Annotated in this window: 23 protein-coding genes; 19 read left to right on the top strand and 4 right to left on the bottom strand. The window is 65.4% G+C overall.

Annotated elements, in window-relative coordinates; translation table 11 throughout:
• Window position 1: 1 nt before the first annotated feature.
• The gene (gene glnA, locus AB0I43_RS11535) at window positions 2-1,438 is read right to left on the bottom strand and encodes a type I glutamate--ammonia ligase (RefSeq protein ID WP_356970629.1); all 1,437 of its coding nucleotides are present in this window, start codon (window positions 1,436-1,438) and stop codon (window positions 2-4) included.
• 266 nt (window positions 1,439-1,704) lie between these two features.
• On the opposite strand from glnA, the gene AB0I43_RS11540 reads away from it, so the two are divergent.
• Window positions 1,705-2,235: an RDD family protein gene (locus AB0I43_RS11540; protein ID WP_356970628.1), complete on the top strand. Its 531-nt coding sequence runs from the start codon at window positions 1,705-1,707 to the stop codon at window positions 2,233-2,235.
• Between the two features lie 84 nt (window positions 2,236-2,319).
• Here the strand turns inward: AB0I43_RS11540 and AB0I43_RS11545 are convergent, their stop codons facing one another.
• Both AB0I43_RS11545 and AB0I43_RS11550 read right to left on the bottom strand, forming a co-directional pair.
• Window positions 2,320-3,063, bottom strand: a complete 744-nt coding sequence (locus AB0I43_RS11545; protein ID WP_356970626.1) for a DUF4191 domain-containing protein — start codon at window positions 3,061-3,063, stop codon at window positions 2,320-2,322.
• Between the two features lie 56 nt (window positions 3,064-3,119).
• Complete coding sequence (locus tag AB0I43_RS11550; RefSeq protein ID WP_356970625.1) at window positions 3,120-5,309, bottom strand: elongation factor G-like protein EF-G2; 2,190 nt, start codon at window positions 5,307-5,309, stop codon at window positions 3,120-3,122.
• A 198-nt stretch (window positions 5,310-5,507) separates the two neighbouring features.
• Here AB0I43_RS11550 and AB0I43_RS11555 point away from each other — a divergent pair, with 198 nt between their 5' ends.
• The 15 genes from AB0I43_RS11555 (at window position 5,508) to AB0I43_RS11625 (ending at window position 15,225) form a co-directional block, all read left to right on the top strand.
• Complete coding sequence (locus AB0I43_RS11555) at window positions 5,508-6,050, top strand: YbaB/EbfC family nucleoid-associated protein (RefSeq protein ID WP_356970623.1); 543 nt, start codon at window positions 5,508-5,510, stop codon at window positions 6,048-6,050.
• 2 nt (window positions 6,051-6,052) lie between these two features.
• Window positions 6,053-6,388 carry a type VII secretion target gene (locus AB0I43_RS11560; RefSeq protein ID WP_356971408.1) on the top strand — a complete coding sequence of 112 codons (336 nt, stop codon included), beginning with the start codon at window positions 6,053-6,055 and terminating at the stop codon, window positions 6,386-6,388.
• Between the two features lie 11 nt (window positions 6,389-6,399).
• Window positions 6,400-7,311 (top strand): hypothetical protein, encoded by a 912-nt coding sequence (locus tag AB0I43_RS11565; RefSeq protein WP_356970621.1) that lies wholly within the window; start codon window positions 6,400-6,402, stop codon window positions 7,309-7,311.
• A gap of 125 nt (window positions 7,312-7,436) precedes the next feature.
• Window positions 7,437-8,174 (top strand): hypothetical protein, encoded by a 738-nt coding sequence (locus tag AB0I43_RS11570; RefSeq protein ID WP_356970619.1) that lies wholly within the window; start codon window positions 7,437-7,439, stop codon window positions 8,172-8,174.
• 63 nt (window positions 8,175-8,237) lie between these two features.
• Entirely contained in the window at window positions 8,238-8,558 is a 321-nt protein-coding gene (locus tag AB0I43_RS11575) for a type VII secretion target (RefSeq protein WP_356970617.1), read from the top strand.
• Window positions 8,555-9,277 carry a WXG100 family type VII secretion target gene (locus tag AB0I43_RS11580; RefSeq protein ID WP_356970615.1) on the top strand — a complete coding sequence of 241 codons (723 nt, stop codon included), beginning with the start codon at window positions 8,555-8,557 and terminating at the stop codon, window positions 9,275-9,277. Before AB0I43_RS11575 ends, AB0I43_RS11580 begins: the two co-directional genes overlap by 4 nt.
• On the top strand, window positions 9,277-9,750 hold the full coding sequence (locus tag AB0I43_RS11585; RefSeq protein ID WP_356970614.1) for a hypothetical protein: 474 nt from the start codon (window positions 9,277-9,279) through the stop codon (window positions 9,748-9,750). Before AB0I43_RS11580 ends, AB0I43_RS11585 begins: the two co-directional genes overlap by 1 nt.
• Window positions 9,747-10,601: a hypothetical protein gene (locus tag AB0I43_RS11590; protein WP_356970613.1), complete on the top strand. Its 855-nt coding sequence runs from the start codon at window positions 9,747-9,749 to the stop codon at window positions 10,599-10,601. Before AB0I43_RS11585 ends, AB0I43_RS11590 begins: the two co-directional genes overlap by 4 nt.
• A gap of 287 nt (window positions 10,602-10,888) precedes the next feature.
• Complete coding sequence (locus tag AB0I43_RS11595) at window positions 10,889-11,452, top strand: YbaB/EbfC family nucleoid-associated protein (RefSeq protein WP_356970611.1); 564 nt, start codon at window positions 10,889-10,891, stop codon at window positions 11,450-11,452.
• A gap of 2 nt (window positions 11,453-11,454) precedes the next feature.
• Window positions 11,455-11,802, top strand: coding sequence for a type VII secretion target (locus tag AB0I43_RS11600; RefSeq protein ID WP_356970608.1), 348 nt, complete (start codon window positions 11,455-11,457; stop codon window positions 11,800-11,802).
• Window positions 11,799-12,650 carry a hypothetical protein gene (locus AB0I43_RS11605; protein WP_356970606.1) on the top strand — a complete coding sequence of 284 codons (852 nt, stop codon included), beginning with the start codon at window positions 11,799-11,801 and terminating at the stop codon, window positions 12,648-12,650. The genes AB0I43_RS11600 and AB0I43_RS11605 overlap by 4 nt, the downstream gene beginning before the upstream one ends.
• 122 nt (window positions 12,651-12,772) lie before the next feature.
• The gene (locus AB0I43_RS11610) at window positions 12,773-13,324 is read left to right on the top strand and encodes a hypothetical protein (protein ID WP_356970604.1); all 552 of its coding nucleotides are present in this window, start codon (window positions 12,773-12,775) and stop codon (window positions 13,322-13,324) included.
• Window positions 13,325-13,692: 368 nt separating this feature from the next.
• Complete coding sequence (locus AB0I43_RS11615; RefSeq protein ID WP_356970602.1) at window positions 13,693-14,223, top strand: hypothetical protein; 531 nt, start codon at window positions 13,693-13,695, stop codon at window positions 14,221-14,223.
• Window positions 14,224-14,396: 173 nt separating this feature from the next.
• The gene (locus tag AB0I43_RS11620) at window positions 14,397-14,882 is read left to right on the top strand and encodes a hypothetical protein (RefSeq protein ID WP_356970600.1); all 486 of its coding nucleotides are present in this window, start codon (window positions 14,397-14,399) and stop codon (window positions 14,880-14,882) included.
• A 94-nt stretch (window positions 14,883-14,976) separates the two neighbouring features.
• A complete protein-coding gene (locus tag AB0I43_RS11625) occupies window positions 14,977-15,225 on the top strand; it encodes a hypothetical protein (protein ID WP_356970598.1) in 249 nt (82 codons plus the stop codon).
• A gap of 34 nt (window positions 15,226-15,259) precedes the next feature.
• On the opposite strand, the gene AB0I43_RS11630 is transcribed toward AB0I43_RS11625, so the two are convergent.
• On the bottom strand, window positions 15,260-16,351 hold the full coding sequence (locus tag AB0I43_RS11630; protein ID WP_356970596.1) for an alpha/beta hydrolase: 1,092 nt from the start codon (window positions 16,349-16,351) through the stop codon (window positions 15,260-15,262).
• A 168-nt stretch (window positions 16,352-16,519) separates the two neighbouring features.
• Here AB0I43_RS11630 and AB0I43_RS11635 point away from each other — a divergent pair, with 168 nt between their 5' ends.
• The 3 genes from AB0I43_RS11635 to AB0I43_RS11645 all read left to right on the top strand — a co-directional run bounded on the left by AB0I43_RS11635 (window position 16,520) and on the right by AB0I43_RS11645 (window position 20,294).
• A complete protein-coding gene (locus AB0I43_RS11635) occupies window positions 16,520-17,476 on the top strand; it encodes a GlxA family transcriptional regulator (protein WP_356970594.1) in 957 nt (318 codons plus the stop codon).
• Between the two features lie 15 nt (window positions 17,477-17,491).
• A complete protein-coding gene (locus AB0I43_RS11640; RefSeq protein ID WP_356970592.1) occupies window positions 17,492-18,238 on the top strand; it encodes a DJ-1/PfpI family protein in 747 nt (248 codons plus the stop codon).
• A 457-nt stretch (window positions 18,239-18,695) separates the two neighbouring features.
• On the top strand, window positions 18,696-20,294 hold the full coding sequence (locus AB0I43_RS11645) for a TROVE domain-containing protein (RefSeq protein WP_356970591.1): 1,599 nt from the start codon (window positions 18,696-18,698) through the stop codon (window positions 20,292-20,294).
• Window positions 20,295-20,353 lie beyond the last annotated feature (59 nt).

Raw genomic sequence — 20,353 nt, forward strand, 5'->3', positions numbered from 1 at the left:
CTTACACGTCGAAGTACAGCTCGAACTCGTACGGGTGCGGACGCAGGTTGACCGGAGCGATCTCCTGGGTGCGCTTGATGTCGATCCAGGTCTCGATCAGGTCCTCGGTGAACACGCCACCCTCGGTGAGGTATTCGTGATCGCCCTCGAGCTTGTCGATGACCGAGGCCAGCGAGGTGGGGGCCTGCGGGATGTTCTTGGCCTCCTCCGGCGGGAGCTCGTAGAGATCCTTGTCGACCGGAGCCAGCGGCTCGATCTTCTTCTTGATGCCGTCGATGCCGGCCATCAGCATGGCGGCGAAGGCCAGGTACGGATTGCCCGAGGAGTCCGGCGCGCGGAACTCGATGCGCTTGGCCTTCGGGTTGGAACCGGTCACCGGGATGCGCACGGCAGCCGAGCGGTTGCGCTGCGAGTACACCAGGTTGATGGGGGCCTCGTAGCCCGGCACCAGGCGGTGGTAGGAGTTGATGGTCGGGTTGGTGAAGGCCAGCAGCGACGGCGCGTGGTGCAGGATGCCGCCGATGTAGTGCCGCGCCAGATCCGACAGGCCCGCGTAGCCGGACTCGTCGTGGAACAGCGGCTTGCCGTCCTTCCACAGCGACTGGTGGGCGTGCATGCCCGAGCCGTTGTCGCCGAAGAGCGGCTTCGGCATGAAGGTGACAGTCTTGCCTTCCTGCCACGCGGTGTTCTTCACGATGTACTTGAACAGCTGCAGGTCGTCAGCGGCGCCCAGCAGGGTGTTGAAGCGGTAGTTGATCTCGGCCTGACCGGCGGTGCCGACCTCGTGGTGGCCGCGCTCGAGCTCGAAGCCCGCGTTCTGCAGGTTGGTCGAGATCTTGTCGCGCAGGTCGACGTAGTGGTCGTACGGGGCGACCGGGAAGTAACCGCCCTTGTTGCGAACCTTGTAGCCGCGGTTCGGGGTGCCGTCCGGGTTGAACTCCGAACCGGTGTTCCAGGAGCCCGAGATCGACTCGATCTCGTAGAAGGCGCCGTTCATGGCCGACTCGTAGCGGATCGAGTCGAAGATGTAGAACTCCGCCTCGGCGCCGAAGTAGCAGGTGTCGGCGATGCCGGTCGAGCGCAGGTACTCCTCGGCCTTGCGCGCGATGTTGCGCGGGTCGCGGGAGTAGGCCTCGCGGGTGAACGGATCGTGCACGAAGAAGTTCAGGTTCAGCGTCTTGGCGGCGCGGAACGGGTCGATCCGGGCGGTGCTGAAGTCGGGGAGCAGCAGCATGTCCGACTCGTCGATGGACTGGAAGCCACGGACGGACGAACCGTCGAACGCGAGCCCTTCCTCGGCGAGATCGGCGGTGAACGCCTTGGCCGGGATGGAGAAGTGCTGCTGCACACCGGGAAGATCGGTGAAGCGGACATCGACGTATTCGACGTCTTCTTCCTTGATGTGCTTGATGACCTCGTCGGCCGTGCTGAACGTCACTTGTTCTCCTTACGGATCGGTTCCCAGCCCGTGTCGATTGCATGGGTTCGTCGCGACCAGACGCTATGGATGCGAAGTTTCCCGGCAGTCAAGGCTGTGTTTCGCCAGTGTTACACGTGCGGCTGAACGGGTGAGGATCACCACCCGGGCTCTACCAGCAGCGCTAATCCTGCCACCTGGTCTGTTTGCACTGACGCCGGAGGGGTCCTGACCACGGTCAGCGCCTGCTTGCGGGGCATGGGTAAGGGGCGGCTTATTGTGGGGGCATGGCACGCATGACCGGCTCCTGGCTGTCCGGACCTTCCCCCGAGCCGGGCGACCCGGCAACTCCGGAGTTTCCGGGCGAGCACCTCGGGCTGCCGCGCGAGGGCGTCGGCTCCCTGGTCGGCATGGGCCGGCGCATCGCGGCGCTGTTCGTGGACTGGATCATCTCGATCGGCATCGCGGCGGTGCTGCTGCGGCCCAACGGCGCGAAGATCGTCTCCGAGTTGAACGTGCCGGCCGGTAAGACGCCGCCGTCGGAGTTCGAGGCCGTGATCAACGCGCTGAGCACCCCGACCTGGGGCGTGTGGTTCGTCATCGGTGTGCTGGCCGTCACCCTGTTCGGGTTCACCCCCGGCCAGTACTTCCTGAAGATCCGGGTGATCCGGGTGGACGCGCCCGTGGGCGTCGGGTTCGTGCGCGCACTGGCGCGTCAGGTGCTGCTGGTCTTCGTGGTGCCCGCGCTGTTCACGGACGCGGATGGTCGCGGCATGCACGATCGGGCGACGGGAACCGGGTTGGCGCGAGCCCGCTAGGCCGCCGCACGAAAAGGCCCGCGTCCTCGAGGACGCGGGCCTTTTCGTGCACAAGGCTCGGGAGCGCGAGCCTCGGTGGAAGATTCAGCGGCGGCGAATCGTGCGCTGCACGCCGCGCATCTTGGCGCCCGCGGGCATCGGCCCCTTCGGCAGCGCCGGACCGGTGCGCGCGCTGAGCGCGGCCAGGCGGCCCTCGATGTTGTCCATCCGCTTGGTGTCGATATTGCGGGGCAACTTGGTGAGCCAGCGCTGCAGATCCTTCAGCGCGATCTGGCCCTCCTCGTTGCCGATGGTGACGTCGTAGATCGGGGTGTCGCCGATGAGGCGGGCGGTGCGCTTCTTCTCCTGCGCGATCAGGCTCTTCAACCGCTGCGGGTTGCCCTCGCCGACCAGGACGACGCCCGGCAGGCCGATCACCCGGTGCACCGCGTCGAGCTGGGTGGTGGCCGCGACGCCCTGCTTGACGCGCCACTTGCCCTGCAGGTTGTCCAGCACCCAGGCGCCCGCGCCGGCCTGGCCCTCGGCCTTGGCGAACACGTTCTTCTGCACCCGGCGCCCGAAGATGATGAACGCCGCCAGCGCGCCCAGCAGGATGCCCAGCGGCAGCAGGAACCACTGCAAGCCGGTGAGCAGGCCGATCACCAGGGCGACGGCGGTGAGGCCGACCAGGGCGCCGATCATCAGCGGCAGCAGCAGCTTGTCTTCCTTGCGCTGCATCTGGAACGCCTGCCACAACTGCTGGCGACGCTCTTTCGAGGCCTGCTTGCGGGCCGCTTTCGCCGCGGCCTTAGCTTCCTTCGACGGCGTGCCGCCCTTACCTGGTGCCATGCGTTTCAGAATAGTGGCAGACCACTCGCGCCTGGGCAGCGGATCAAATCCGTGTCTCAGTCTTTCGATCGAGCCCGCACCGCGGCCGGCATCGGCTCGTGCCGGGCGTAGACGCGACTGAAGTCGCCCGTGCCGTGCGAGATCGAGCGCAGGTCGATGGCGTAGCGGCTCAATTCGAGCTCCGGCACCTCCGCGTGGATGCGGGTGCGCCCGGCGCCGTGCGGCTCGGTGCCCAGCACCCGGCCGCGGCGGCCGGACAGATCGCTCAGCACCGGCCCGACGTAGTCGTCGGTGACGACCACCCACACGTCGGCGATCGGCTCCAGCAGATCGATCCCCGCCAGACCCGCCGCCTCGCGCAGCGCCAGCGCGCCCGCGGTCTGGAAGGCGGCGTCGGAGGAGTCGACCGAGTGCGCCTTGCCGTCGAAGAGCGTCACCTTGATGTCCACCAGCGGGTACCCGGCCGCCACCCCCTTCAGCGCCTGGGCGCGCACCCCCTTCTCCACCGACGGAATGAACTGCCGCGGCACGACCCCGCCCACCACCCGGTCCACGAACTCGATGCCCGAACCGCTGGGCAGCGGCTCCACCTCGATCTCGCACACCGCGTACTGCCCGTGCCCGCCGGACTGCTTCACATGCCGTCCCCGGGCTTTCGCGTTGCCCGCGAACGTCTCCCGCAGCGCGACCCGGTGCTCGATCACGTCCACCTGCACGCCGAAGCGCGTACGCAACCGTTCCAGCGCCACCTCGCGGTGCGCTTCGCCGAGGCACCACAGCACCAGCTGATGGGTCTGCGCGTTGTGTTCCACCCGCACGGCCGGGTCCTCGGCCGCCAAGCGGGTGAGCCCCTGCGAGAGCTTGTCCTCGTCGGCCTTGCTGTGCGCGCGAATCGCGATGGGCAGCAGCGGATCCGGCATCGGCCAGGGATCGATGAGCAGCGGCGTGCCGGTGCCCGAGAGCGTGTCGCCGGTCTCCGCGTGACTCAGCTTCGTCACGTAGGCGATGTCGCCCGCGATCGCCTGCCCCTGCGGCCGCTGCTGTTTGCCGAACGGCGCGGTCACCCCGCCGACGCGCTCGTCGGCATCGTGATCCGGCCGCCCCCGCTCGGCCAGCCCGTGCCCGCACACGTGCACGGTGTCGTCGGCGCGCAGCGTGCCGGAGAAGACCCGGACCAGCGAGACCCGGCCCACATAGGGATCGGAGGCGGTCCGGATCACCTCGGCCGCCAGCGCCGCGTCCGGATCACACGGCAGCGGATGGGTTTTCGCGCTGTCCGACAGCGGCGCGGCCGTCACGATGTGCTCGGCCGGCGTGGGGAACCCGCCGGTGATCAGATCCAGCAGCTCCACCGTGCCCAGCCCCTGCCGCGCTCCCTCGGGCGCGGGCGCACCGAACAGCACCGGATGAAAACTGCCGCGTGCCACCGCCCGTTCCAAATCGGCCACCAGCGTGGGCAATTCGATATCCTCACCGTTCAGATAGCGGTCCATCAAGGATTCGTCCTCGCTCTCGGCGATGATCCCCTCGATCAGCCGGTTGCGCGCCTCGGTCAGCAATTCCTTTTGCTCGGTGTCGGGTTCGCGCTGCGCGCACGCCCCGGAGGAATAGTCGACCACGCAATTCGGCAGCAGCTCCACCAATCCCGTCACCGGCCGGTGCCCGTCCGCGCTGCGCGGACCGTACACCGGAAGATGGAGCGGCAGAATGTTTTCCGACGCACCACCGCCCAGCACCTCCTGACAGGTCCGCACCATCTCGTCGAAATCCCCACGCGCGGTGTCCAGATGGGTGATCACGATCGCCCGCGGCATCCCCACCGCTGCGCACTCCTCCCACAGCGCGCGCGTCGTACCGCTCACCCCCTCCGGCCCCTCCGCGGCCGAAACAACGAACAGGGCGGCATCCGCCGCCCTGAGTCCCGCCCGCAGTTCGCCGACGAAATCCGCGTACCCCGGCGTGTCCACCAGGTTCACCTTCATCTCCGCCCACGCCACCGGCACCACCGACAACTGCACCGACCGATGCTGCCGATGCTCGATCTCGTCGTAATCCGACAGCGACGTGCCGTCCTCCACCCGCCCCGCCCGATTGACCGCCCCCGCGGTCAACGCCATCGCCTCCACCAGCGTCGTCTTCCCCGACCCGCTGTGCCCGACCAGCACCACATTCCTGATCCGCTCGGGCCGATCCACCCTCGGCCCTCTGCCGTTGCCCCCGGCTCGATCACTCGCTCTGTCCGCCATGGTCTTGATTTCCTTGCGTAGACGCGTTGCTTCGAGGGTCCCACTGTGGCGTGGGTCACGTCCATGGAACCGAGGGAACCGATCGCCGCCGGTAGCCGTCCAACTCAGCAACGAATGAAACCTCGTCGCGAGATTTGCGTGGTGAGCGTTTCGTTGACAAGGTTCGGTTGGAAAGTCGGCTGAGAGCGGGGAGGTGTGATGATCGGCTTCGATCCAGGTCGTTCCGCCGAGGATTTGGCGCAGTTCGCGGCCAACTTGGAGCAGAAGACGCGACGGCTCGAAGAACTGCAGGGCCGAATGGCCGCGGTATCCGCGTCCGCGTCCAGCGCGGGCGGACGAGTGCGGGTCACGGTCGACAGCGTCGGGGTTCCGATGGCGATCGACCTTAGTCCAGGCGTGCGGAGCATGGAGCCGGGCGCACTGTCAGCGGAAATCCTCGCGTGCATGCGCAAGGCGCAGGTCGGATTGCGGGCCGAAGTCGCCGCCGTCGTGCACGGGACGGTGGGTGATGATCCAGCCGGTGCATCGATTCTCGCAATCCTTGCCGATCGTTTTCCGGACCCGGATCCTGAAAACGAGTCCGACTCGACGCAACCGGAGTTTGCCCCGCCGCCGTCCGGCCCGATCGCTTCCGCTCCGCCTGCGGCGTCGAGCCGAAAACCGGATCGGAGCCAGATCGTCACGCCTGATGAGCCGGACGATGATGACAAGTATTTCAACAAGAAATCCTGGCTGGTGTGAGCATGTCGAACCTGTGGAACAGCGACGACGTCGTCGTGGAGCCGGAGAAGGTGCGCGCCCATGCCGGTGCCGTCGAGTCGACCCTCGAAAACGTCCGTAAAGCCAAGGAAGCCGCTGACTACCTGGCTAAGTTGGACGACGGATACGGATGGTTCGCGGGCGGGTACGCAGATGCGACGGTGAGCGGGCTGCACGATCGGATCAGCGACGGCCTGCAGAAAATCGTCGAAACGACCGAGTCGCTGCCGAAAACCCTCCGGCATTGCGCGGACACGTTCGAAAACCTCGATGCCAGTCGCAAGGCGGCGATCGAGAGCCAGCAGAACCAGATCGAATAGGGCGGGGAGCCATGCCGTTCAATGACGTGGAAGCGCCGGAAGGCAACGAGCTGATCGACGGAAAAGTCGATGATGACGAAGCGTACGGTTTCGACCAGAAGGCACTGCTGCCGCGGATCAACAGCGACGGGGCCGAACCAGGTCTGCTGAAAGGCACTCCGCTGGGCGATGTCTGGGAAGCCGGAGGCCTGCTCAAAGAGGTCGCCAACGGGGAGGACGTCGGCAAGAACCTCTACAGCGCGGCGCTCAAAGCCTCCTCGGTGGCGGTCGCCGTGACCGACGTGATGGAGTACCGGAGCCGCATGGCGAAGGGAGTTCCACTGGCGAAGTTCGACCCGTTCAACATCGTGGGCGCCTTACTGATGGGCTGGATGCTGGATAATGTCGAACCGCTGCGTAAGGCGCTCGATTCGGTGACCGGCAATCCAGACATGGTCAAGGCGTATTCCGCTTCCTGGCAGAACATCTCGGACGCGCTCGCCGAAGCCGCCAAAACCTGGAACACCGAGCTCCAGAAGGACGTCAGTGAATGGGCTGGAGCCGCGGGATCGGCTTACAAGACCAGGGCAGACGAGTTCATGGCCGACATCGAGGCACAGTCTTCTCTGGCCACCTCGCTCAGCAAGGTGAACGCTGCGCTCGGCGACCTTGTCGAGGGCGTCCGCGGTGTCGTGACCGAACTGCTGAACTGGCTGGCGGGAGTCCTGGTCGAGGCCGCGGCGATCATAATCTGCACCGGAGGGACCGCGTCGCCTGCCGCTGTTATTCGCGCCAGCACTAGCATTGCGGGCGCCGGCACGAAGCTGTCGAAAATACTGCTGGAACTGGCCGGTGAATTATCGACGATGGTCGGCATGGTGCCGAAACTGATCCAGATCGCGCAGGGCGCGTCCGAGGCGGGAGTCAGGTCGGCGACAGCCTAGCTTCAGCCGGTTCAGTCAGGGGACCACGAATGGGTGCATTTCGAACGACGTCCAGCTTGCCGCTACCGCCGGGCTGGGATTCAAAAGCCTTCGGCGCGTACAGGTATGCGGTAGCGCCGGCCGTAGTGGCGTTGATCAGTCTTCCATTGCTGATCAGCGGCATATGGTCCCTGGTCACGGGTGACGCGACGGTATGGGAAGGTCTGCTCGGGCTGCCCTTGTTCGGCGGACTGCTCGCGGCCGCGCTCGTACTGGCATGGTCGCAGGTGCCACGTCGCGCCCCGGTCGCCGGGGAGATCCGCATGGTCGACAAGGAGACCGTGCTGCTGCTGCCGACCGTGTCGAAGGCGGTCGTCGGGCCGCGGATCGCGCTGGGGATCGGGGTCGTTCTCCTCGGCGCGGGGTTATGCAATTTCCTGGCTTCGCTGGACGATGATTGGTCGGCGGGTCTGGCATACCTCTTCCTCATCTCGCTGCCCGGCATGTTCGCGTTGCTGGTCGGCATCGGCTTCAGGAAGAAGCGCAAGGACACTGATCGCGACGGAATCGCCATGACCGCCCGCGAGGTGATCCTTGGTTTCGGCGGAAGGCCGAAGGTTCTTGCCTGGCAGGACATCTCGGCTGTCGCCGCCCGATGTGAGGGAAAGCGGAGTGGCCGGACGAACATCATCACGCTGGTTACCGGTGACCGGACGGTCGACATCGCCCACGATGATCTCGCGACGGACCCGACGCGGGTGTATCACCTCTTCGTCTTCTACGTCCGAAATCCTCTGGCACGGGCCGAATTGGGAACCGAAGTCGGCTTGAACCGCTTCGGGAATGGTGATTATGCGTCCACCAGCAGCGACGCTCGCACCTAGCGGTGCTGTGCGGAGGCCGCTAGCGAGAGTGTTCTGGTAGCGAGAAGAGAAGGAAGAACGCACATGGCAGAAGAGCTGAAGGTAACGCCGGACAATGTGGACAAATTCGCGACAGCGATGCGCGATTTGTCCACCCAAGCGGGCTCCGCCAAAGACTACTCGACGAAGTGGTTCGAGTTCGGTGAGAACGACGGCCGCATCTACATGGGCGTCAAGGACAAGCTCGACGAGGTGCGCCAGAATCTGGAAGCGAATTACGCGAAGTTGCGCACGCTGAGCGAGAACGCGGCGACGGAACTGGGCAAAGCCGCGACGATGTACCGCACGACCGATCTCGACACCGCCAAGAAGATGGACACCACCTACACGAAGGCGGTGAAATGAGCAAGCCATCGGAGGCGTTGCAGCAGCCGGAAGCCGAAGACCCGCTGGCCAGCTGGATTCCCTACTTCGTCGGCGGAAACTTCATCTCGCCCGCCTATTACATCAATGCCGGAATCAAGTCGCTGACCGACGTCGACGTCTTCGGATGGGCGTCGCAGCAGGTCGCGGGCGACTGGGAAGCGGTGAAGAAAGCAGGCGTCGCAGCGGGTAATCTCGCCGATTTCAACACCGCCTTCGGCGATACCATCAAGGCCGATTGGCAGAGCATGCTGGAGGAGACCTGGCGCGGCAACGCCGCCGACCAGGCCGACACGTTCTTCCAGAGTTTGACGGGCGCCGTCAAATGGCAGGTGAGTGCTCTCAACGAGATCGAGCGCACGCTGAACAACATCAGTAACTCGATGGTGAATCTGGCGCGCGTGCTCGGTGACATCCTGCAATCACTCGTCGATATGGCGATCATGTGGCTGGCGCAACTCGCCGCCGCCAGTCTGGCCGCCTCCTCGCTCGTCGCCTCCGGTGCCGCGCCGGCCATGTACGCTCTCGCTGCCGTCCAGGCACTCGCCATCTATACGAAATTCGCGTCCGCGGTCGGTATCGTGGCGACGGCATTTCAGACTGTCGTGGGTCTCGGTGCCGCCGCGCTTCAGCTGTCGAGTGGCGACTTGCAGGAGTTCCCGCAGCTGGGCGACAAGAACTACGATCACCCGGGAGCATGATGTCGGACAAACCAGAGGTCGTCTTCGATGTCGCGCGCGGCGATCTCGGCTTGTCCCGCAGCCTGAAGGCTTCGCTGGAGATCCTGCGGTCGGCGACCCCGGATCCCGCGATCCGCAAACAGATCGAGGAAGTGCTGGCCGGTCGAGCCAGCATGCGTGAGTTCGGGCTGTCCGACGCCTTCGCGAAGGTTCTGGACGGAGTGCCCAAACAGGTCTTCGACCAGGCCGCGTCCATGTCCGAGGAAGAGCGTGCGCGGCTGGCGGCGCAGGGCGAAGCGGAACTGGAGCGTCTTCGCAATCTGGAGCCGGAGTCGGCGACCGCCACGGCCCCGGCCGAACCGCCGCCCGCCCCCGGCCCCGCGGTAACGCCCGGCACTCGAAAGCCCAACCGCGATCGCGTCGTGACGCGGGACGAGCCCGATGACGACGATCTGTACTTCCAGGAACGCCGTGACCGAGGCTGGTTGGAGTGATCGGATACCGGACCTCGTCCGACCTTCCCCTGCCCGCCGAGTGGGATCCAAAGCCGTTCTACGCGTACAGGTATGCCCTGACGGCAGCCGGGGCCGCGGCCTTCCTCCTCTTGCTGTTGGCAGGGGCGCTCTTCGGAATCGTCGCTGACGACGAACGACCTCCGCTCGTCGTCTCGATCGGACTGCTCCCCGTCTTGGCTGCCGCATTTCTCGGATACGCGGTCAACGCGTGGTTGCTGTGGCCGCGAACCGCCGAAGCGGCGGTCGCCATCGAGGGTGCGGCGCTGAAACTTCCGGTGCGCAAGGAGTCCGCCCTCGGACCTATCGCCGCGGTGGTGGGCGGTCTGTACCTCGTGGCGCTGGGCGTCTTCGTTCTGGTCGCCATGCTCTCCACCAATCCGCAGACCGGATTCCTGCTCTTCGCCGTCTTGGCCGGCACTGGCGGCGCGGCCATCTTTCTCGCTTATCTGAGCCGCCAGACGGATTCGGCCGATACCGGCATCTTGCTGAGCCCGACGGACGTCGTGACCGAGTTCGGCGCCGGCCCGATAACCATTGCATGGCAGGATATCTCGGCGATCCACGCCGGCAGCCACCGCAGCGGCAGCGGCTGGTGGCGCACGAATGTCAACACGATCGCCGTTCACGCTCGGTCCGCGGAAGGAGCCGATGTCTCGGCATCTGCGCCGGCCGCTATCGAGATCACCCACAAGCAACTGGCGACCGATCCGACGCGGTTCTATCACCTGCTCAGCTTCTACCTGCGCAATCCGGCTCTGCGTCCGGAGTTGGGCGCGGAGGCGGGTGCGGACCGCTTCCGGTCCGGTCGGTACGGCACGAACGTGCAGTAGCGCGCCGCCCAGCGACGGTAGGCATTTGTTGCACAGCCTCGCGGCACCGAGCGCTCCTATGGCGTGGATCACTTTCACGTGTGGCTTGGAACCGATCGCCTCCGGTGGGCGTCCAATCGTCGAAAGCATGGGAACCTCGCACCGGGATTCTCTCGGTGCGTAATTCGTGCAGCGAGGCTCGGTTCCTCGCGGTGTGATTTGCGTGGTAGCGCGTTGCGCACCAGGCTATTCGGCAACCCGTCGTTCCAGAGGCCGGGTTGGGATTGCTGCGATGAAGGGAAGTGGTGATGGCAGGGTTCGATCCGAGCCATGCAGCGGAAAGCTTGACGCAATACGCAGCTGATCTGGAGCAACAAGCGCAGCGCTTCGAACAGTTGAAGGAGCGGATGAGCACCCTCAGCTGCACTGCTTCGACCGGTGACGGCCGAGTCCAGGTGACAGTCGACAGCAACGGGGTTCCGACCGCCATTACCTTGGGCCAAGCCACGCGGAACACGGAGCCGGCCGTACTTTCGGCCGAGATCATGGCGTGCTTGCGCCAAGCGCAGGGACGTCTGCGCGTCCAGATTCCGGAGGTCGTGCAAGCGACAGTAGGCGATCATCCTGCCGGTGCGCAGTTGGTCACGGGGTTGAGTGAGCGTTTTCCGCAGCCGACGGCCGAACCTGATCCGCTACTGCCGCAAGGCGCGTCGACGTCATCGCCCTCCGTTCCCGCGCCTCCCACTGCGCCGACTGCGGAGAGTCCCGCGTCGCGACCACGGACCCGAACGCCCGATCGGAACCAAGTCGTCACGCCCGATGAACCTGACGATGATGACGAATACTTCAACAAAAAATCCTGGTTGGTGTGAACATGGCAGTTCCTGATTCGATCTCAGTCGACCCGGACGAGGTCAAAGCACATGCCGATGCTGTGACAAAGCTTGTCGCCAGTTTGGATAAGTGCTTGGCGGCGGCATCGTACTTGGATAATGCGGACGATGGCTTCGGTTTGTTCCCTGCACCTTTCATCGCATGGTTGTACAGCGACAAGACCGATCAATCTGTTGCTCTCATCCGGGCGCTCGCGGAGAGTGTCGCCACAGTGCCGGATAAGCTCAAGACCGTCGCCGCGACATTCGAAGACAAAGATGGGCAGTTCGGTGCCGCGCTGACTGGGCTGAAGGAGACGATCGGCGAAGGAGGTGGGAGTCGGTCATGAGTATCTTTCTAGATTCCCAGCCCCCCGAGAACGGCCTCGTCGATAATAACGCGAATGTTCGCAGCCAGTACTTCCAGGAGGAAAATGTAACTCTTTCGAACGTCAGCTTCAAAGGTGGGTCCGAAGCTGATGACCCGGGGATCTACAAGGGAACCATGGCCGGTGATGCCTGGGAGACTGTCGCCAAGTTCCAATCTGGCGATATCAATTCGGCGTGCCTGGGCACTGTCTCGCTCGGCATGAATGTAGTCGGCCTCGCAAAGGGCTTGACCGACCCGCTCGCGTTCGGCGGCGCGCAGTTGGTCAAGTGGATGTTCGAGCACTTCGACCCGCTACGGGCGGTGCTGGAATGGTTTACAGGAAATCCCGTCGTAGTCGAAGCTTACGCCAAATCCTGGTCGGCTGTCTCCGACGAGTTGCAGACGGTGGCCAAGGATTGGAATTCCAGCGTAACCAATGACATCGCGTCCTGGCGCGGCCAGGCCGGAACTTCGTACCGCTTGCATGCCGCAGGGCTCATCGACAAGATCAGTTTGGCGGCGGCCGCAGCGGATGCTATGAACGAGTCGATGAAGGTTGCGGAAAGTATTGTCGACGGAGTCCGCAGCATAGTTCGTGACTTGTTGTCCAATCTTCTCGGTTCGTTGATCGCATATTCGCTGGAGGTTATTGTTACCAGCGGCGGGGCAACGCCGTATGTTGTGCCGAAAGTGTTGAAAGACGTCGCTGAGACGACCACCGCGATGGCCAAGGCGTTGCAGAACTTCAAGGCGGCGATCAAAGATGTCAACGCTTTTTTGGAACCAGTGGTAAAAGGTATTGCCGCAGCTATGGACGACAACGGCTGATGGGTGCATTTCGTAGCACTTCCGTCCTGCCGCTACCTCCGCATTGGGACCGACGAGCGTTCGGTGGATATCGATATGCGATACTCCCTTTTCTGGCGGGATTGCTATTCTTCCAGGGGGCCGTGGGTGCGATCTATTTCCTCGTGGTCGATGGCGGATCGATTTTTGTGGACATACCGGCAGCGTTGATTGCTGCGCTGATTTCATTCCCATTCTTTGCCGCGGCGTGGTCTCTCGTCCCGAGAGATGCGCCGGTCGTCGTCGAAAGCAAGTCCACGGTGAACGGTCCCGCCTCGGTATTGCCGTTCCGGGAGGCATCGTTCTTCCTGCGCATGATCGGAAGAACGCGTTCGCGCAGCTCGATCGAGTTGACTCCGGATCACGTTCTCCTCAACTACTGGGAGAAACCGAAAGTTATTCCCTGGGACCACATCTGTGCTATCGGAACGCGTTGTGACAAAGCGGGATCCAACCGGACGAATGTCATAACTATCGTCTACGCCGCGCCTGGCCATCGGCAGCGGTTTCGGGACATCGGCCACAGTGTATTTGCCACCGATCCCACCAGGGTCTATCACCTTCTGCGGTTCTACCAGTCGAGGCCGGAATGCCGGTCGGAACTCGGAACCGAACTGAGCTCGAACCGCTTCCGGGAGGGCCGCTTCTCGTCATAGCTGTTGGTGGCTCGAACCTGCCCACATCCTCCTGATCGCGGAAACGCGTCCGAGGCAGGGATCAGGTCGGCAACCGCTTAGCGATTCAGCCGTGAGACAGGGGATTACGTATGGGTGCTTTTCGGACTACATCGAACTTGCCGCTACCGCCGGGCTGGGACCCAAAGGCGTTCGGTCGCCATAGCGTGCCAGCGGTGGCGTTTGTCTTGGCGATGCCTGGATTGGCGCTGCTGGGGCCTTGGATATGGGCCATTGGGGCCGGAGAAGAACCTCTAGGGTGGGAGAGCCTCGCCGCACCTGCGGCTTTGGTCGCTTGGCTCGCGGCCTGCGCGAGTATCGGATGGTCGGCGTGGCCGAGGGAAGCTCCGGTGGCCGCCGAAATCCGCGCCGGCGCCGACGGCCAAGGAATCGGCCTACCCGTTCGGGTGCCCTCCACGTTTGCGACCTTCGCGGTGGGCGCGGGGAGCGTTTCTCTGGCCGTCTGTGGGATCGCCGTCAACGTCTTGCTGTTCGCGCCGGCTCTGGTGTTGCTCGCGTTTTTTGCCTCGTGGTACCGGCGTCGGAAGTCTGCCGCGGGCACCGTTGTCTTGGTGACTCCGCGTCACCTCACGATCGAGAGCCGTAAGGAATCAGCTGTTTTCGCCTGGCAAGACATCTCGCGAATCGAGGCGACCTCTGGCGGTAAAGGAGGCAGCCGAGTCAACTACATCACCCTGGTGGGTGTTCCGGTCGAAGGAGGCAACCGCATCTCCCACGAGGAGCTGGCCACCGATTTCACCCGTGTGTACTACCTACTCGAATTCTATTTGCGCCACCCGGTATTGCGCGCTGAACTTGGTACCGAGCGCAGTCTCGAGCGCTTCCGTCGCGGGGACTACCTCTCTGCATCCGTAGCCTGATGAGACGGTGATGCTCCAAACCTGCGCATGGGAAGAGTGTGCGTGTTCGTATTCGGTCCTGGTTGCACCGGCAGCCGATTGTTGGGAGGGAAATCACTGTGCGTGAACAGAATTGGGGACAACCGGATCGTGCCGCGGTCGATCGGCAGCCGGACCCGGGCAACAGATGGCGCATGCTTCCGCCTGCGCAACCGGATCCACCGGAGGCGTACCGCCCGGAACCGGGTCCCACCGGCATTCGCGTCGAGGCCGAGTACTACAGGCCTTGGCCCCTCGCTTTCGCCTACTCGTCCACCGGCCCCCGAATCCTGGTGAACGGCAACGAGGTTCCGGATACCGCCTGGGGTACGACGTTCATCCCGACCCCGCCTGGCCGGTACACCGTCGATGTCGTGACTCGCAAGCCCGCGCTGTGGGCCCGGCTCATCCTCAACAAGCTGTGGTGGGACGACATGGGGCAAGCGATCGCCGAGGTCCCCGTCCACCCCGGCGCCCAAACCCCGGTCTATTACCGCTCGCCCGGCCTCCAGCACTATCAGGGCGTGATCGGCGCCGAACCGAAACGCTGGCCCGCGCTCAACTGGATGCGCTTCAGCTGGATCCTCGCAGCATTGCCGATCGCCATGATCATCGCAGGTCTCGCCGCTTTCCTACGGTGACGGGGGTGTGCGAACCGCACACCCAGGGTGGCTGGCACCGGAGTCGTTCCAGCGGCACCATCGAAGGTAATCCCTTCGAACCGTCAGGAACGCCATGTCTCTCACCACGACCCGACTACTCACCGCCACCGTGACCGCCGCCGCGGCCCTCACCATCGCCCTCCCGGCCGCCGCGGCGGCCCCGACCACCAACTCCGAAGCCTCGGAAACCTGCGCGGACCTGACCCGGGCCCTCAACCGCGCCGAACGCGAACTCCGCATCACCAACTCCGATTCCCAGCAGCGAATCCTGGAGTTCCGCATTCGCAGACTGGAAAGTCAGCTGAACGACAACAACTGCTGACTTCCGGTCATCACGGCCCCGCCCTTTGCGCCCGTCAGCTGCCGAAGCGCAGTTCGGGGTTCGCGGGGGTGGGGCCGTCGAGGATGGGGGCGGGCAGGCCGCGCAGGTGGTGGTCGAGGAATGCGGTGACGCAGGCGCGGGTGAGGGTCATGGCTCGGGTGCCGTCGAGGGTGGTGCCGGGGATTTCGATGCCCAGGTGGTCGGCGATCGGGCCGTAGTCGGTGAAGGAGGAGTGGTTGGTTCCGTCGAGGACGAGCCAGCGCTTCCAGCCGGTGAAAGCCGTGTAGGCGGCTGACCATTTGGCGCTGTTCTCGCCGCCGGGGGCGTGATGCGGGGCGCCGAGCATGAGGAATGGTTGCTGGGTGGCGCGGTCGGCGGGTGGGGTGGGGAAGGTGCCGTCCATGTTGAATCCGGCGCGGATGCGGGTGTCGAGTGCGAGGGCCGGCGGGGCGGTGAAGCCGCCTGCGGAGTGGCCGCCCATGGCGATTCGTTCGGGGTCGATCGGCAGGCGGGGGGTCAGTTCGTCGAGGACGAAGGAGACGTCCTCGGCGCGGTTGCGGGCGACCCGTTCGGCGTCCAATTCGCCTCGGCAGGCCAGGCATTCGGCGATGCGACCGTCCGGGAACGTCACCGCGGCGGCTTCGTAGGTGTGATCGATGCCGATGACCAGATAGCCGCGGCTGGCCAGTTCTTCGGCCAAACCGGTGAGCGTGAACCGCGACATGCTGAAACCGGGGGAGAGCACGACCGTGGGCAGGGGGACGCCCAGTCTGAGCGCGTCGACGTAGGAGTGGGTTCGAATGTCGCTGAGCTGTGCGGGGTCGATCTCGCTGAGCAGCGGCTGTAATGCCAGGATCAGTTGCGCTTCCTGCGGTGTTGCCCATGGGGCGGGGCGTCCGAGCGGAGCGAGCGCGGGGTACCAGGCAGACACCATCAACTCGCGTGATCGCTCCGGCGCCCAGATATCGGGCCGATCGTCCACCAGGTGAAACTGCTGGACACCGACCGGTAGCGGCCCGGTCGGGGCGGGCAGCGCCCAAGGTTCCGCGGCGGTGCCGGCTGCCGGTAACGCGCCGAGCCCGGCTATGAGAAGTGCTGCGGCAGCGAGGAAACGGGTGAAACGCATGGACTCACTCTCGTAGATCATTCAGGATTCACCGAGTCTCGCAGGCTCGTCGCCGCTGTGAATCGGGAAGTTCCCCGGGCTCGACCCTGAGATAGCCACGACGGCGATGGCTGGATCTGCGGTAGTTGTGTCGTTGACGCCATCAGCTCGCTGCAGGAGGGTTGAGGGATGCGGACGGTGCTGATCGTGGTGTTCGACGGGTTTCAGCTGCTGGATTTGGCTGGGCCCGCGGATGTGTTCAGTTCCGCCGCGTTGCTGGGGGCGCGGCCGGGGTATCGGGTGGAGGTTGCCTCAGCCGAGGCCGGGCCGGTGCGGTCGGCGTCGGGGGTGGAGGTGCTGGCGCGGCATGCGCTGGGGAAGTGGGAAGAGCCGGTGGACACGCTGTTGGTGGCGGGTGGGCTGTCGGCGTGGGCCACGAGTGGGGAGGACGGGCTTGTGGCGGGGATACGGCGGGGCGCAGGGTGGGCGGAGCGGGTCGGTTCGATTTGTTCGGGGGCGTTCTTGTTGGCGCAGGCGGGGTTGCTGGACGGGCGGCGGGCTACGACGCACTGGGCGGGTGGGGAGTTGCTGGCGAGCCGGTTTCCTGCGGTGACTACCGAGCCGGATCGGATCTATGTGCGGGACGGACCGGTATGGACGTCGGCGGGGGTGACGGCGGGGATCGATCTGGCGTTGGCGATGGTCGCGGCGGACCATGGGGCCGAGCTGGCGCGGGAGGTGGCGCGGTGGTTGGTGGTGTATTTGCATCGGCCGGGTGGGCAGAGCCAGTTCAGCGTGCCGGTCGCGGCGGGGCCGACGCAGCGGAATTCGCTGCGGGAACTGCAGGTTTGGGTGGAGGAGAATCTGGCGGGGGATCTGTCGCTGGCGGCGCTGGCGGCGCGGTCGGGGATGAGCACCCGGCATTTTTCGCGGGTGTTCGCGGCCGAGATCGGGATGACGCCGGCGCGGTACGTGGAGCGCGTGCGGGTGGGCGCGGCCAGGCGGCTGCTGGAGACGACCGATCGGCCGATGGATCGGGTCGCGTCGACGGTGGGGCTGGGGAGCCCGGACACGCTGTATCGAATTTTCCATCGGCACTTGGGGATACCGCCGGGCGAGTATCGCGCCCGGTTCTCGGATCACTGAAAAAGAAAGCATGTCATGACATTTCAGATTGCCATCGTTCTCTATCCCGGGCTGACCGTGCTCGACGCGATCGGGCCCTACGAGGTGCTGCGCGGGCTGCCGGACGGGGAAATACGGTTCGTGTGGAACGAGGTCGGGCCGATCGTGTCCGACAGCGGGGTGCTGGTGCTCGGTGCGACGCACACCTTCGACGAGACGCCCACGCCGGACCTGGTTTTGGTGCCCGGATCGGAGGCGTCGACGCCGCGGGCCATGGCCGACAAGGGGTTGATCGAGTGGTTGCGGCGGGTGCATCCGCAGACGACGTGGACGACCTCGGTGTGCAGCGGTGCGCTGGTGCTGGCCTCGGCGGACATTCTGCGTGGGCATCCGGCGACGACGCACTGGTCGGCGCAGTCGGCCCTGGCGGCTTTCGGGGCGGAGTCGCGTCCGCACGACCGGATCGTGCGCAGCGGCAAGATCGTCACGGCGGCAGGGGTTTCCGCGGGGATCGATCTGGGATTGTGGCTGGTCGGTGAGATCGCGGGGGCCGAGGCGGCGCAGATGGTGCAGCTCGGAATCGAATACGATCCGCAACCCCCGTTCGACAGTGGGCATCCGGACAAGGCGCCCGCGGATGTGCTGCGCAAGACGCGGCTGGAGATGACCAAACGTTCCTTGACGCCGCGGGTTCCGGTGGACGTGGCGACGGCGCTGTGGCGCCACACGCTGAACCGGGTGCGGGACCGCGCGGCGAAGCGGTCCGGAGCTGCCGCGCGGTGAGCCGGGTCAGCTGGTTTCGCAGCCGATGCCGTTGCCGCTGCCGCCCTTGCAGTCGACGCGTTAGGGGAGGGAATAATTCGGTGGCAGCGGCCGATCGGAACGATCTACAGTTCTTCCAGCAAGGCAATCGGGGGTGGGCGGGCCGGAGTTCGGTCGGTTATCCACTCTTAATGGACAGGTTGCGGGTTCGAGTCCCGTCGGCGGTTCGCCGTCGTAGCTCAACTGGCAGAGCAGTACGTCGGTCGGCGCAACATGTCCGCCCACCTCGAAATTGCCTGGGCGACAAGGGCGGGCCGGAGCCGATCGGTTCCCGGTTCACAGGTTCAACTCCTGACAGCGCCGGTGCGAGTCGGCGCTGATTCCGGTCGGCATCCCATGACCGTTCCTGTCGCCCACAGTGTTTGGATGAGGGGGCGGGCCGGCAGTCTGTCCCGGCACGGCCGGAATCGAGGACGACATGGACGCACTGGCAGGCATCAACGCCCGCGCGACCGCGCAGGACACCCAGGCCGACCCGCGGCAGGTCCGCAACAGCGCGGGCGGATTCACCTTCGAGGTGACGCCCGAGGTTCGGCTGCGCAGGTTCCTGGTTCTCGGCGTCGACGGTGGCACCTATTACGCGAAGGCGCATGAGCTGGCGAAGGAAAATGCCGACGTAGTAATGGATTTCGCGCGCAATCGCACGGCTGATCTGATGCGGGAAGTCGTCGAGATCTCCACCTCCGGACGCGCGCCGAAGCAGAACCCCGCGCTGTTCGCGCTTGCCGCGGCGGCGTCGCTCGGTGACGAGGACGGGCGTCGCATTGCGCTCGAGGCGCTGCCGCTGGTCGCGCGCACCGGTACCCACCTGTTTCTGTTCGCGCGCTACATCGAGCAGTTCCGGGGCTGGGGTCGCGGGCTGCGGCGGGCGGTCGGGGCCTGGTACACGGCGAAGACGGTCGATGACCTGGCGTATCAGGTCGTGAAGTACCGGCAGCGTGAAGGCTGGTCGCATCGCGACCTGCTGCGGCTGTCGCACCCGGCCACCGCGGACGGCGATCGCGCGCGGCTGTTCGACTGGATCTGCGGGCGCGGCGACTCGATGGAGGGTCTCCGGATCGTCGAAGGGTTCCAGCGCGCCCAGGCGGCTCCGGTGGCTGAGGTGCCGGAGCTGGTGCGTGCGTACCGGCTGTCCTGGGAGATGCTGCCCGATGCCGCACTGAACGAGGTCGCGGTGTGGGAAGCGCTGCTGGACAACGGGATTCCGCAGACCGCGCTGCTACGGCAGCTGCCGCGCCTGACGCGGCTCGGCCTGCTGTCGCCGTTGGGTGCTCGGACCGAAACGGTCGCAGGGCAACTCGCCGATCCGGCGCGGCTGCGCAAGGCTCGGGTGCACCCGGTGTCGGTGCTCGTCGCGCTGCGCACCTACGTCTCCGGGCGGAGTGCTCGTGGTGAAAGCTACTGGGAGCCTTCGCGTCCCATCGTCGACGCGCTCGATGCCGCGTTCTACGCGGCGTTCGATGCCGTCGAGCCGACCGGGAAGCGGCACCTGCTGGCGCTGGACGTGTCGGGATCGATGACGGTGGGCATCTCCGGGCTGCCGATCACCGCCCGGGAAGCGTCTGCCGCGCTGGCGCTGGTTACCGCGAGTACCGAATCCGACTACGAGATAGTCGGATTCACCTCGGGCGGCTCCGGGAACTACCGCGACAGCGCGCTGACGCCGCTGCCGATCGGCCCGCGACAGCGGCTCGACGATGTGCTATTGCGCATCTCGAGCCTGCCGTTCGGCGGCACCGACTGCGCGCTGCCGATGCTGTATGCGCTGGAGCGCAAGCTCGAGGTCGACGTCTTCACTGTCTATACCGACAGTGAGACCTGGGCCGGTGCGATCCATCCGCACCAGGCGCTGCGGCAGTACCGGGAGCGGATCAACCCGGAGGCGAAGCTCGTCGTGGTCGGTATGACCGCGACCGACTTCACCATCGCCAATCCGTCGGACGCGGGGATGCTGGACGTCGCCGGGTTCGATGCGGCGGTGCCGGGGCTGCTGGCAGATTTCGCCCGCAGAGTGTGACTGGCGCCATCGCCCGTCTGCTAGCCATTTCGGCTAGCGGACGGGCGATGGCTGTCCAA

The organism is Nocardia sp. NPDC050435 (genome assembly GCF_040655395.1).
Taxonomy (GTDB): domain Bacteria; phylum Actinomycetota; class Actinomycetes; order Mycobacteriales; family Mycobacteriaceae; genus Nocardia.